The organism is Sphingomonas sp. P3_C5 (genome assembly GCF_056402635.1).
In genome coordinates, this window is record NZ_JBFUHA010000005.1 from 214218 (window position 1) to 227721 (window position 13504).

The 13504-nt window shown below is 63.7% G+C and carries 12 protein-coding genes and 1 tRNA gene; 7 read left to right on the forward strand and 6 right to left on the reverse strand.

Features of this window, described 5'->3' with window-relative positions; translation table 11 throughout:
* The first annotated feature begins 145 nt into the window (after positions 1-145).
* Positions 146-2893 (forward strand): [protein-PII] uridylyltransferase, encoded by a 2748-nt coding sequence (locus AC1DVS_RS14445; RefSeq protein WP_478024449.1) that lies wholly within the window; start codon positions 146-148, stop codon positions 2891-2893.
* 29 nt (positions 2894-2922) lie between these two features.
* The gene (locus AC1DVS_RS14450; protein ID WP_478024131.1) at positions 2923-3312 is read left to right on the forward strand and encodes a VOC family protein; all 390 of its coding nucleotides are present in this window, start codon (positions 2923-2925) and stop codon (positions 3310-3312) included.
* Positions 3313-3325: 13 nt separating this feature from the next.
* Here the strand turns inward: AC1DVS_RS14450 and infC are convergent, their stop codons facing one another.
* The 5 genes from infC to AC1DVS_RS14475 form a co-directional block, all read right to left on the reverse strand.
* On the reverse strand, positions 3326-3862 hold the full coding sequence (infC, locus tag AC1DVS_RS14455; RefSeq protein ID WP_343891954.1) for a translation initiation factor IF-3: 537 nt from the start codon (positions 3860-3862) through the stop codon (positions 3326-3328).
* Between the two features lie 133 nt (positions 3863-3995).
* Complete coding sequence (gene thrS, locus AC1DVS_RS14460) at positions 3996-5987, reverse strand: threonine--tRNA ligase (protein WP_478024133.1); 1992 nt, start codon at positions 5985-5987, stop codon at positions 3996-3998.
* Between the two features lie 485 nt (positions 5988-6472).
* Positions 6473-7315 (reverse strand): class III extradiol dioxygenase family protein, encoded by an 843-nt coding sequence (locus tag AC1DVS_RS14465; RefSeq protein WP_478024134.1) that lies wholly within the window; start codon positions 7313-7315, stop codon positions 6473-6475.
* Positions 7312-7683 (reverse strand): protocatechuate 4,5-dioxygenase subunit alpha, encoded by a 372-nt coding sequence (locus tag AC1DVS_RS14470; RefSeq protein ID WP_478024135.1) that lies wholly within the window; start codon positions 7681-7683, stop codon positions 7312-7314. Before AC1DVS_RS14470 ends, AC1DVS_RS14465 begins: the two co-directional genes overlap by 4 nt.
* A 207-nt stretch (positions 7684-7890) precedes the next feature.
* Entirely contained in the window at positions 7891-8736 is an 846-nt protein-coding gene (locus AC1DVS_RS14475; RefSeq protein ID WP_478024137.1) for an LD-carboxypeptidase, read from the reverse strand.
* A 56-nt stretch (positions 8737-8792) separates the two neighbouring features.
* Between AC1DVS_RS14475 and AC1DVS_RS14480 the strand changes: the two genes are divergently transcribed.
* From AC1DVS_RS14480 to AC1DVS_RS14495, 4 genes are all read left to right on the forward strand, one after another.
* The gene (locus AC1DVS_RS14480; protein ID WP_478024139.1) at positions 8793-10214 is read left to right on the forward strand and encodes a glutamate ligase domain-containing protein; all 1422 of its coding nucleotides are present in this window, start codon (positions 8793-8795) and stop codon (positions 10212-10214) included.
* 36 nt (positions 10215-10250) lie between these two features.
* Entirely contained in the window at positions 10251-10505 is a 255-nt protein-coding gene (locus AC1DVS_RS14485) for a DUF6356 family protein (RefSeq protein WP_478024140.1), read from the forward strand.
* An 860-nt stretch (positions 10506-11365) separates the two neighbouring features.
* Positions 11366-11935, forward strand: coding sequence for an alpha/beta fold hydrolase (locus AC1DVS_RS14490; protein WP_478024142.1), 570 nt, complete (start codon positions 11366-11368; stop codon positions 11933-11935).
* Entirely contained in the window at positions 11928-12350 is a 423-nt protein-coding gene (locus AC1DVS_RS14495) for a YybH family protein (protein ID WP_478024144.1), read from the forward strand. Before AC1DVS_RS14490 ends, AC1DVS_RS14495 begins: the two co-directional genes overlap by 8 nt.
* 118 nt (positions 12351-12468) lie before the next feature.
* Here AC1DVS_RS14495 and AC1DVS_RS14500 read toward each other — a convergent pair.
* A tRNA-Ser gene (locus tag AC1DVS_RS14500) sits at positions 12469-12556 on the reverse strand.
* Between the two features lie 128 nt (positions 12557-12684).
* Here AC1DVS_RS14500 and AC1DVS_RS14505 point away from each other — a divergent pair.
* The gene (locus tag AC1DVS_RS14505; RefSeq protein ID WP_478024145.1) at positions 12685-13251 is read left to right on the forward strand and encodes a hypothetical protein; all 567 of its coding nucleotides are present in this window, start codon (positions 12685-12687) and stop codon (positions 13249-13251) included.
* Positions 13252-13504: the final 253 nt, after the last annotated feature.

Consider the following 13504-nt stretch of genomic DNA (forward strand, 5'->3'; position numbering starts at 1 on the left):
CATTGCTGTCGGAGTCCGCAATGCCGTAGACCTTTAGGATCGGGAGATTGCGTGCCTCCTGCGCGGATCGACCAGAGAGAGACGGGATTGACTGCGCGCCCTGGAATAAGATGACGTGACCCCCAGGAAGCCCTATCTGCTGATCATGCCAAGCCGTTTCGACACCCTGCCCCATCGCCGCGCCATCATTGATCGCCGGGGGCTCGCTGATGCGCTCGCCGCGATCGAGGGCGACGACAAGACGGTGCTGCGCCGGGACGCCACCGCGATCCTCAAGGTCGCGCTCGACGCCGGACGCGCCGAGATCGCGCGGCGGCTGATCGAACATCCCTCGCGCGGGCTCGAAGCGGCGGCAGCGCAGGCCTTTCTAACCGATCAGCTGCTGCGGCTGCTCTATGATTTCACCACCAAGCGCCTCTATCGCAGCAGCAACCCGACCGCAGGCGAGCGACTCACCCTGATCGCGGTCGGCGGCTATGGGCGCGGCGAGATGGCCGCCTATTCGGACATCGATATCGGCTTCCTGACCCCGTGGAAGCAGACCGGCTGGGCTGAGCAGATCATCGAGACGATGCTCTATGCGCTATGGGATCTCGGGCTGAAGGTGGGCCATTCGAGCCGCTCGCTCGATGAGATGGTGCGCCAGGCGAAGAGCGACGTGACGATCCGCACCGCCTTGCTCGAGGCGCGCTATGTGTGGGGCGACCAGCCGCTCTATGACGAGGCGGCCGCGCGCTTCCGCGCCGAGGTGCAGGCCGGCACCGCGCGCCAGTTCATCGCCGACAAGCTGATCGAGCGCGACCAGCGCCACAAGAAGATGGGCGACACCCGCTATGTCGTCGAGCCCAATGTGAAGGAAGCCAAGGGCGGCCTGCGCGATCTCCACACGCTCTTCTGGATCGGCAAATACGCCTATAACGTCACAGAGCCCGCCGAGCTGGTCGAGGCAGGGCTGCTGAGCCGCGCCGAATACCGCCAGTTCCACCGCGCCGAGAATTTCCTCTGGGCGGTGCGCTGCCATCTCCACAGCCTTGCCGGCCGCGCCGAGGACCGGCTGACCTTCGACCTGCAGCGCGAGATCGCCGAGCTGATGCATTTTGCCGACCGGCCCGGCAAATCGAGCGTCGAGCGGTTCATGCAGTATTATTTCCTGCAGGCGAAGACGGTGGGGGATCTGACCGGGGTGTTCCTCGCCCATCTCGACGAGAAGTTCGCGGCGCGCGGGAGCCGCTTCGGCTTTCCGACGCTGCGGCGCTCGCCGGGCAAGCTCAACGGCTTCACCCTGGTGCGCGGGCGGATTGCGCTGCCGTCCGACGATTTCCTGCAAAAGGATCCGGTGCGGCTGATCGAGATGTTCGCGCTCGCCGACAAGCATCGCCTCGAGATCCATCCGCTGGCGATGCGGGCTGCTGCGCGCGACGCCAAGCTCGCCGACGATATTCGCCGCGACCCCAAGGCCAATGCGCTGTTCCTCGATGTGCTGGCCAGCCCGCGTGATCCGGAGACAGTGCTGCGCTGGATGAACGAGGCGGGTGTGTTCGGCCGCTTCGTGCCCGATTTCGGCCGCGTCGTGGCGCAGATGCAGTTCGACATGTACCACCATTACACGGTCGACGAGCACACTATCCGGGCGATCGGGCTGCTGTCGAAGATCGAGCGCGGCGAGCTCAACGAGGACCATCCGCTTTCGGCCGCGATCATGAAGCAGATCGTCTCGCGCCGCGTGCTTTATGTCGCGGTGCTGCTGCACGACATCGCCAAGGGGCGTGGCGGCGACCATTCGCTGCTCGGCGCTGAGGTTGCGAACCGGCTGGGGCCACGCTTCGGGCTGTCACCGGCCGAGACCGAGACGGTCGCGTGGCTGGTGCGCTGGCATCTCCTGATGTCGGCGACCGCCTTCAAGCGCGACCTTTCGGACTTTAAGACGATCCTCGATTTCTGCGACATCGTGCAAAGCCCGGAACGGCTCCGGCTGCTGCTGGCGCTGACGGTGGTCGATATCCGCGCGGTGGGCCCGGGGGTGTGGAATGGCTGGAAGCGTCAGCTCCTGTCCGACCTGTATGAGTCAGCTGAGGAAGTGCTGCGCCTCGGCCACAAGCAGAAGGGTCGCAGCGAGCGCATCGCCGCCAAGCAGGAGGCGCTCAAGACAGCGCTCGGCTGGGACGAGAAGCGTTTCGCCGCTTTGGTGAAGCGGTTGCCCGAACCCTATTGGGTCGCCGAGCCCGAGGACATCCTGGTCCGCAACGCGCGCGTTATCGAGGAGGCGGGCGATGCGCAGCTCTTCATTGCAGCACAGGTCTATCCCGAGCGCGGCGCGACGCTCGTCACCGTCTATGCCGCTGACCATCCGGGCCTGTTCTACAGGATCGCGGGCGCGATCAGCGTCGCGGGCGGCAACATCATCGATGCGCGGATTCACACGACGCGGGACGGCATGGCGCTCGACAATTTCCTCGTCCAGGATCCGGTCGGGCGGCCGTTCGACGACACCGTCCAGCTCAACCGGCTGAAAGGGGCGATCGAGGACGCGCTCGCCAACCGCTCCCGGCTCGCCGACCGGCTGATGGCCAAGCCATTGCCGCGGACCCGCGCCGAAGCCTTCGACATCGCCCCCAATGTGCTGATCGACAACCGCGCCTCGAACCGCTTCACCGTGATCGAGGTCAATGCGCGCGACCGGCCGGCGTTGCTCCACCAGCTCGCGCACGGCCTGTTCCAGTCCAAGGTGACGATCCACTCGGCGCATGTCGCGACCTATGGCGAGCGCGCGGTCGATACCTTCTATCTAACTGATCTGATTGGTGACAAGATTGCCGGCGCGGCGCGGCTGAAGGCGATCGAGCGGCGTTTGCTCGAAGCAGCGGCGGGTACGCCGATCAAGGAAGCTGCCTGAACTGAAGGCCCGAACTGAAGGAGAGTGCGATGCCGGTATTGGGAATTGGCGGGCTGTTCTTTCGCGCAAAGGATCCCGACGCGCTGAATGCCTGGTATCGCGAGCATCTGAATGTGGGCTCGGGCTGCGTCGCGACGGCTGGCGGCACGGCTGACGAATGGTCGTGGCAGACCGAGGGCGGGCCAGTGGTGTTCGGGCCGTTCAAGGAGACCACCGACTATTTCGCCGCCGACAAGCAATGGATGATCAACCTGCGGGTCAGCGATCTCGATTCGCTGCTTGAGCAGCTGAACGCCGCCGGCGTCGAGATCATCACCAAGCCCGAGTGGAACGACCCGTCGATCGGCCAGTTCGCGCGAATCCACGACCCCGAGGGCAATGCGATCGAGCTATGGGAACCGCCGGCAGCCGCTGACTGACCGGCGCGAGACGTTACTTGGGCGCGAGTACCATCAGCATCTGACGGCCTTCCATGCGCGGATAGGCTTCGACCTTGGCGGTCTCGACGACATCGGCCTGGACGCGCTGGAGCAGCGCCATGCCGAGCTGGCCATGGCTGAGCTCGCGGCCGCGGAAGCGCAGGGTGATCTTCACCTTGTCGCCCTCGTCGATGAACTCGAGCACCTTCTTCATCTTGGTGTCGTAATCATGGTCGTCGATGTTCGGACGCATCTTGATCTCCTTGATCTCCTGCGTCTTCTGCGACTTGCGCGCGAGGTTCGCCTTTTTCTGCGCCTCGTATTTGAACTTGCCGACATCGAGGAACTTGGCGACGGGCGGATCGGCGTTGGGCGACACTTCGACAAGGTCGAGCCCGACGCTCTGTGCCTGCTCCATCGCTTCGCGGGTGTACATCACACCGAGGTTCTCGCCGTCCTGATCGATCACGCGGACCTTGGGCGAGACAATGAATTCGTTGAAGCGCGGGCCGTTCATCGGCACGGGCGCCCCTTGCGGACGCCGGATCATGGGAGGACGGATAGGTATTGCTCCTTGGAGGTTAGGCGGCGGCATATAGTGATTTTTAGTGCGTTATGAAAGGTGCTGCTTTGCCGGCATCCGAGCCACCATCCCCGAAGTGGCGGGAATGGTGGCAAGGGCGTCACAGATCGGGCGGGGTCGCGTCTTTCCTGAGCATCGCGATAGCCTCGTCGAGGCTCAGCATCTGCTGCCGTTCGCTGCCGAGCTGGCGCAGCGCGACGGTACCTTCCTCGGCCTCGCGCTTGCCGACGACGAGCAGGTTCGGGACCTTGGCCAGCGAGTGCTCGCGCACCTTGTAGTTGATCTTCTCGTTGCGCAGATCGGTCTCCACTCGCAGGCCGGCCGCGGCCAGCTTCGCCGTGACCTCTTTCGCATAATCGTCAGCGTCCGAGACGATCGTCGCGACCACTGCCTGTACCGGCGCGAGCCAGAGCGGGAAGCGGCCGGCATGGTGCTCGATCAATATGCCGAGGAAGCGCTCGAACGTGCCGAGGATCGCGCGGTGGAGCATGACCGGCCGGTGGCGATTGCCATCCTCGCCGACATAGCTCGCATCGAGTCGCTCCGGCAGCACGGTATCGGCCTGCATCGTGCCGACCTGCCACGTCCGGCCGATCGCATCGGTCAGATGGAACTCAAGCTTCGGCGCGTAGAAGGCGCCTTCCCCGGGCAGCTCCTCCCAGCCATAGTCTGCGGTCGCACGGCCGGTCGCTTCGACCGCATCGCGCAGCGTCTGCTCGGCCCGGTCCCACATCTCTTCGCTACCGAAGCGCTTTTCGGGGCGGAGCGCCAGCTTGATCGCGTAATTCTCGAAGCCGAGATCGCGGTAGATGCTGTCGAGCAGATCGCAGAACGCCTTGATCTCCTCGATCTGCTGATCCTCGCGCACGAAGATATGCGCGTCGTCCTGGGTGAACTGGCGGACGCGCATGATGCCGTGCAGCGCGCCGTGCGGCTCGTTGCGGTGGCAGCAGCCGAACTCGGCCATGCGGATCGGCAGATCGCGGTACGACTTGATCCCCTGGCGGAAGATCAGGACATGCGCGGGGCAGTTCATCGGCTTCAGCGCCATCAGCTCCGCCTTGCCGGAGAGGATCGGGCCCTCTTCCTCGGCATTGGGGATCTCGTCGGGGACGATGAACATGTTCTCGCGGTACTTGCCCCAATGGCCGGACTGCTCCCATTGGCGCGCGTCCATCAGCTGCGGCGTCTTGACCTCGACATAGCCGGCCGCATCGAGCCGGCGGCGCATATAGGCCTCGAGCTGGCGCCACAGGATGAAGCCCTTGGGATGCCAGAACACCGACCCTTGAGCTTCGGACTGGAGATGGAACAGGTCCATCTCCTGGCCGATCTTGCGATGATCGCGCTTCGCCGCCTCTTCCAGCCGGAAGAGGTGCTGGTCGAGCTGCTTCTTGCTCAGCCAGCCGGTGCCGTAGATGCGGCTGAGCATGGCGTTGGCCTGGTCGCCGCGCCAATAGGCGCCCGAGACGCGCGTGAGCTTGAACGCCTGGGGATCGAGCTTGCCGGTCGAGGCGAGATGCGGGCCGCGGCACATGTCGAGCCAGTCGCCACCCGACCAATAGACCGTCAGCTCCTCATGCTCGGGGAGTTCGGCGGCCCATTCGGCCTTGAAGCTCTCGCCCTGCTCGCGCCAGCGCGTGATGAGCTGCTCGCGGCTCCAGACCTCACGCCTGATCGGCTTGTCCGCGGCGATGATCTTGCGCATCTCGGCCTCGATCGCCGGCAGATCCTCCTCTGTGAAGGGGCGGTCCTTGGGCGCGAAGTCGTAATAAAAGCCATCGTCCGTCGAGGGACCGAAGGTGATCTGGGTGCCGGGGAACAGGTTCTGCACCGCTTCCGCCAGCACATGCGCGAAATCATGGCGGGCGAGTTCAAGCGCATCCTTCTCATCCCGCGCCGTGACGAGCGCGAGGTTTGCGTCGCCGTCGAACGGACGCATGGCATCGCGCAGATCGCCATCGACGCGCGCGGCGATCGTCGCCTTGGCAAGGCCCGGACCGATCGCCGCAGCGATGTCCGCCGGGGTAGTCCCCGGGGCTACCTCACGGACGGAACCGTCGGGCAGCGTTATGCGGAACATCTCAGACACGGGATTGGACTTTCTATCGGAGGGGGTATCGGGAGCGCGGCTTATGCCTTCGCCCGGCTCATATAGGCAAGGCGCTTGGACTTGTCTCATCTCAAGCGCCCTCCATCATCGCGCGACTCGGCGCAGTCCCGCCGAGCCAGCGCGGTTCTGATAAACCGGCCGCCATTCCCGTTGAATTCAGCATCAATATAGTAGCGCATGTCTCGGTATCCGTTCCTGGCGCCTTGATGAAAGCGGAAACGGGGAGAGACGCCGACTCACCCGTTTCCGGGTGAAGTCTTCGGCGATAACGTCAGTTGAAGATGCGCACGCCGAAGAACCCCCGGGGACCCGAGGGAGTGGTAGTCGTGACGATGGCGAACCGGCGTTGCATGGCACGCATATAAGAGATTGCCCTGTCCGGCGCCAGAGCACCCGCAACGACACCCATGCGCGATTCCTGGCATTCTTTGCGCGGCTGCAACAGGAGGACGATCCCCCGGCAATCAGGCCGGTTCGAGGATGACCGTCGCCGCGGCGGTGTTGCTGATCGGGATGTGATAGTTGCGGCTCGCCTCGTGCAGCGCAACGTCGCCGAGAGCGCCGCGTGCGGCGATCCAGTTCAGGATCTCGACGCCTTGGGTGCCCCCTTTCGCGACGATCTGGCGAACGCTGTCGTGAGTCAGAAGATCGGGCTTCAACGCCAGATTATCGAGGCAGAACCGATCATAGACCGGGTTGATGAAGCCGGCGCGCTGGCCGTCGAGTTGATGCGACAGACCGCCGGTTCCGATCACCACGATGCGCTCCTCGCCGGGCCAGCTGCGGAGAGCGCGGTTGACCGCGCGACCCAGCGCCAGGCAGCGCTTCGCCGAGGGCAGCGGGTGCTGCACCGTGTTGATCGCGATCGGCACGAGCCTGACCGGCCATGCGTCGCAATCAGGCCAGGCCAGTTCGAAGGGAATCGACAGCGCGTGATCGACCAGCATTTCCTGGCACATCGTCACGTCGAACTCCTGCTCGACCAGCGACTCGATGATGTGCCAGCTCAGCTCGGGCGCGCCGCGGAACGGCTTGTACACGGGAAGGCCCCAGCCCTCGTCCGCGTTGCGATACTCGGGCGCCGCGCCGATGGCGAAGGTCGGCATCTTGTCGAGGAAGAAATTGAGGCCGTGGTCGTTGTAGAACACCACCGCGATCTCCGGCCGCTTGCGCGCAAGCCAGTCGCGCACCGCCGGGAAGCCGTCGAAAAAGGGCTTCCAATAGGGATCCTCCTCATCGCCACGAACGATCGCGCCGCCGATGGCGGGGACGTGGCTGGTGAAATAGCCGCCCAGGATCTCGCTCATCGCGCCACCTCCGCCTGGCAGAGCAGCATCGCCTTGAATTCCGGCACGCTCATCCCGGTCTGGGCGGCACCGACGTCCTGCACGTTCAGACCCCAGATGCCGGCGAGCTTTGCCAGATAATAGATGTTGCCGCCCGCCGCGATCAGGCCGAGCACGTCCCTGTCGGCGACTGCCTGTAGCTGTTCGGGGTTCAGCTTGAACCGATCGCAATAGGCTGCCTCATTGCGGCGAAATGCGTCGCGGTTGGCGGCGTCGTTGAAGCTGAAGCACATGGCGTTCAGGGCATAGCCGCGTTGCGCCATCGCGCCGTCGAAGATGGTCGTACCCGCGATCTCCTCGCGAGCCGGCCGTGCCAATGCCTGTGCCATGTGCTTTTCGCCTCCCAATGATGCGAAGCATCTGCCGACCGGAGCGCGGCATCATTGACGAAAATCAAACGCGGATATTCAAGGGGTGACTGCGCCACGCTCAATCGTCACCCCGGACTTGTTCCGGGGTCCACTGCGCCGCAAACCAAAGCTCGATGGGTGTGCGGCACGGTGGATGCCGGAACAAGTCCGGCATGACGGCTAAATCTACTTTAAGGGGCGGGCGGCGGCACCCTGTAAGCGCCCGAACGGCACGACCTTGTTCTCCACGTCATGGCCGATATCGGCCGGACCCAGGAATGGCACGCCCATCTCCCGGCACCAGCGTTCGATGATCTGCTGGACGGTTTCGGCAAAGGGCGGATCGTTGGGGATTACGTCGTTGACGCGGCCGAGCCTCACGCCGGCAATAGTCTTGAGCTGGGTGGCATGGGCCATCTGGAAGAGCATCCGGTCGATCCGGTAGAGCGGCTCCGACACTTCCTCGATCATCAGGACATGGCCGGTGAGGTCGGGCAAATAAGGCGTGCCGATCAGTGCGTTCAGGATGGCGAGGTTGAACGCGATGGTCGGCCGATCGCCGACGCTCGGCTCGAGCGCTGACGGGTCTCGGCGGACCAGCCAGTCGAGCGTCCGGCCGATCGCCGCGTCGCCGCCGGCGCGGTTGATTTCGCCGACCAAAGGCGCGTGGATGCTATGGCCGATCTTCCGCGCATAGAGCGCGCCGAGCAGGAAGCCGGTGTCGGAATAGCCGCAATAGCTCTTGGCCGAGGCGGCGGGGGCGAGATTGCCCATCACGCTATGGAGGATCCGGTTCGCGCCATAGCCGCCCCGGGCGAACCACAGGGCGTCGAAACCGGGATCATTGGCGAATTCGAGAAAGGCAGCCGCGCGGACTTGGTCGGTGCCGGCGAAATGGCCGCCATCGCTGAGGAAGCATTGCGGATGGAAGACGAGCTCCACGGTCGGAAAGGCGATCGCGGCAAACGCTTCAGCGCGCGCGACGACCACCTTGTCGATCGGCCTTGCCGGGGCGACGATGCCGATCCTCATTTCCGTCTCCCGCGCCTGCTTGCCCCGTGCCTGAAATCCCGCGATAGCCCCCAGCCATGCACGACGGCAAATCCTACTTCTTCGTTGGCATCGGCGGCAGCGGCATGATGCCCCTCGCGATGATCCTCGCCGGCAAGGGCGCGACCGTTGCCGGATCCGACCGGACGCTCGACCAGGCGCGGCTTCCCGCCAAGTTCGACGACCTGCGCGCTAAGGGCGTGAGGCTGTTCCCGCAGGATGGCAGCGGGATCGTCTCGGCTGACCAGATCGTGGTCGCCTCCGCTGCGGTCGAGTCGACCGTCGCCGATATCGTCGCTGCCGACGCGGTGGGCGCGGCGCGGATGAGCCGGGCCGAATTGCTCGCCAGCCTGTTCAACGCGAGCGGCCTTGCGATCGGCATCGCCGGCACCAGCGGCAAATCGACCGTGACGGGCATGATCGGCTGGATCCTGCATGCGACGGGCCGCGACCCGACGGTGATGAACGGCGCGGTGATGAAGAACTTCGTGGCCGAGGATGCGCCCTTCGCCAGCGCGCTGGTCGGCGAGGGCGCGGCTTTCGTCAGTGAGGTCGATGAGAGTGACGGCTCGATCGCGCTCTACTGGCCGAAGATCGCGGTGCTCAACAATGTCAGTCTCGATCACAAATCGCTCGATGAATTGCGGACGCTCTTCGGCGCCTTCATCGCGCGGGCGGCGACCGCGGTGATCAACATGGACAATGGCGACGGCGCGGCGCTGGCGATGACCTTGCCGCCCGAGCGCCGCCTGACCTTTTCGATCGGGCGGCCGGCCGATCTCACAGCGACCAGGCTGGTCGAGCGGCCGTTCGGCGTGGATTTCCTGCTGTCCGAGCGCGGCGCGCCGCCGATTGCGGTGTCGCTGATGGTGCCCGGGCGCCACAATGTCTCGAACGCGCTGGCCGCGATCGGCGCGGCACGGGCGGCTGGCGTGCCGCTGGTGGAGGCGGTGCGGGCGATCGCGGGCTTTACCGGGCTCAGGCGCCGGATGGAGCTGGTCGGCGAGGCGGGCGGCGTCGCGGTAATCGACGATTTCGGGCACAATCCGGACAAGATCGCGGCGACGCTCGACACGCTCCACGCCTTTCCCGGACGGCTGCTGATCCTGTTCCAGCCGCATGGCTATGGTCCGCTCAAGGTGATGCGCAGCGAACTGGTCGCGACGCTCGCGACCAAGCTCGGTGCTGATGACCTGCTCGTCCTGCCCGACCCGGTCTATATGGGCGGCACCGTCAACCGCGAGGTGACGAGCGCCGACATCATCGCCGATGTCGCCGCGACCGGCCGGCACGCGCTCCATATCCCGGCGCGCGACGCGGCGGCAGCGCATCTCGCGGCCGAGGCGCGGCCCGGCGACCGGATCGTCGTGATGGGCGCGCGCGACGATACGCTCAGCCAGCTCGCGGCGGATATGCTGGCAATAATCGCGAACAAGGCTGGCAACGACGCGCAGGCGTGATATCGGGGGCCTTCGCCCATCGATGAGGTCTCGCCCATGTTCCGCCGCCTGTTTCTCGATCACCCCACATCGGTCGGTGAAAGCTATGGCGCGCATTTCGGCGTCGCCTCGCGCTTCGGCTTCAAGATGATGTGGGGCGGCGCGCGCTGTGCACTCCACGCCTTCCTGCCCTTCCTGTTCAAGACTGCCGGCAGCGACACGGTCTCCGCGCTCCACGCCGAGCTGGTGACCAAGCGCAACGCTGCGCGCGCGGCACAGACCCAGATGGCGACTGTCGAATATGTGATCTGAGGCGCTGCTCGGCCGAGTCGCCGGGCGAGCGAAGTCGCGATCTTTCCCTGTTCCGAGCGCGGAACAGGGAAGAAAAAACTTTTCTTCCCTGTTATTGGCCGTTTTTCCCGAAAAAACACCATTTTTAGCGTTTAGAATCAAAGAGATATTGTGCCCTTCCCTGTTAATTCCATAACAGGGAAGATGTTGGAAATAACAGGGAGCCTTGTTGGAATTAACAGGGAGCAGTGTTGGACATAACAGGGAAGGGGCTTTCCGGAGCAGGGAGATCGGCCGCATTCGCAACATCTTCGAGGTTCTGAGAAAGAGCGTGACGGGTACGCAGAGCGCCCCGTTCTCCAGCTTATGCGGCATCTTCCGTTCGGGTTGAATCAAGGAAGAAGGCGGCGCGGGTGCCGGCGCGTCTGTTGGAGATGTCATGCGGCGCTGACATTTCCAACGAATGTCACGTGCGACATTATTATTATAATTCAAATAGTTATGCAATTTTACGACGGCCCTGAGCCGTCACCCCGGACTTGTTCCGGCGTTCGAGCTTTGGCTTTCCCCCGGAAAGCCAAGATTGTGTTCGGGGAACACAATCTCGCTCGAACGCACCGCGCCGCAAACCACAATGTCGGTGGGTGTGCGGCACGGTGGATGCCGGAACAAGTCCGGCATGACGGCGGAGGCTGATCGAGAAGGACCTTCATCTGATAGTGCGTCGAGCTTAGGGCCATTCGCCTGACACATCAGCGAGCTCCGGCATTCTCGCCGCGGCGGGTGTGAGACGAGGCTAGCGGCGCTCAAGGCCGACCTGGAACCTTTCGGGTCGGGAGGGCTTTGGTCCGGCAATTGACACGGGACCAGTTGGTTGAGCGATGGCCAGACAGATCCTCTTCGTTCAGGGCGCCGGCAAGGACGTCCATGACAGCTGGGACAACAAGCTCGTGGCGAGCCTCGAGCATGAACTCGGACGAGGCTATGCCGTCCGCTATCCCCGAATGCCGGGCGAGGAAGACCCCCGCTATGCCGCCTGGAAGGCTGCGCTGACGGAAGAATTCGCCTCCTTGACGGACGGGGCAATTCTGGTGGGCCACTCAGTCGGTGGCACCGTGCTGATCCATGCGCTTGCCGAGCAGGCACCGAAATTCAGGATCGGTGGACTGTTCCTGATTGCCGCGCCCTTCATCGGCGAAGGCGGATGGCCGAGCGACGAGATGGACGGTCGCACGGACTTCGCTGAGCGCCTGCCGCGCGACCTTCCTGTCTGTCTCTATCATGGCGTGGACGATGCCGAAGTGCCCGTGGCGCATGTTCATCTCTATGCGAAAGCGATTCCGCACGCCCTGGTCCGCACGCTCGAAGGCGCGGATCACCAGCTCGGGAACGACCTGCGCCAGGTCGCGCGAGACATCCGACACGCCGTCGAGGAGGAGACATGTGACTGAGGACGTGATCAGGCAGCGCGTCGAGGATTGGGCGGCGGCGCTTCGCAACCGGGACCTGGAGGCGATCCTGTCCTTCTACGCGCCTGACATCGTGTCGTTCGATATCGTGGCGTCGCTGCGCTATGCCGGCGCCGACAAGAAGCGGCGGGCCTGGCGAGAGGCCCTTGCCGGCTATGAGGGGCCGATCGGCTATGACGTACATGAGCTGGACGTCACGGCGCAGGGCGATCTGGCTTTCGCGCACAGCCTGAACCGCGTGAGCGGGACACTGGCCAATGGTGAGGCCTCTACGCTGTGGCTGCGCTGGACGGGGTGTTTCCGGAAGATCGACGGGGTCTGGCTGATCGTGCACGATCATGCTTCTATCCCGGCGGATCTTGAGAACGGCCGGCCTCTCACGGATTTGGCGCCTTGAGGCCGATCCGCCGTCGCCGTTTGTGAAGGAAGAATGGTGCCGGGGGCGGGAGTCGAACCCTCACTGTCCACCTTTTGAGGGTGTCGCCTCCTGCCTGTTGAGCTAGAGGTCCTGTAACTGGTGGAGTGCGCTGGGATCGAACCAAATGCCGCGCGGCACCTCTCGCTTAGCAGGCGAAGCCAGCGACCTTCGCTGGATCACACTCCCGATATTGTGGCCTTACGCAGCAAACGCACCAAAGTGCGGATTTGCCTTGAGGCCGCGCTCTTTCGCAGTTGCGGACGCCACAAGCCGGGATATTGTCGCGCACAGACGACCGGGGGAAGGTTACGCAATGTCCGTGGTATCAATGATTGCTGCTGAGCGGGACCGCTACGTGGCCTATTTCGAGAAACTGTCGGAAGAAATTAAGTCGAGCGGCAAACCATTCGCGCGGGAACTGCTCATCTCAATCAACAATGAGACATTGGCATACCCCTATAGATACATTCGTGCCGATTTCATTACCAAGAATCCAAATGATGCCGACCAGGTTTTTGAGGCTTGGCTTGATCCGGCGGAGGACGCCGAGGCCCGTGGTTTTCAGCTCGGTCCGGTTGGTATCGAGATTTATCCGTTTACTTGGTGCGCAACACAAATTGCGTTTGATCGCCCGCTACCGAATGTCGATCGGCTTGAAGCTTTGTTGACTCAGTGGTTAGACGTAAGCGACTTGGCGGCGTCTCCATCCGGTGCGGCGAACTCAATACATTCGGTTACGCCGATAGAATCGAATGGACAGCTTTGGTATCTGACGATTGATTTCGGCTCTGCTCCTGCCGATACGCTATTGGACCTGATTGATTTTCTCATGAACGAAGGAATGGTCACGAGAATCATCATTACTAGTCAGGCACACTAGCGAATCGAGATCATCACTCGCTAGTTCTCAACTTCGCATCAACTGGGCGCGACTGGGCGGGGTCATCAAGCCGCTGCAAACGCCGTCATTGTCGGCATCGGCATCGGCCAGTGATGAACCGGCACGGCCTGCGAGATCGTTCAATTACATCACACCCTAGACCGGCAAATCGACGAGAAGCGCTTGGGGCGACCCGATAAGGAACAGCTTGAAGCGCGCCATCACGCGGCCTTCCGCGACGTGCGCTGGACGC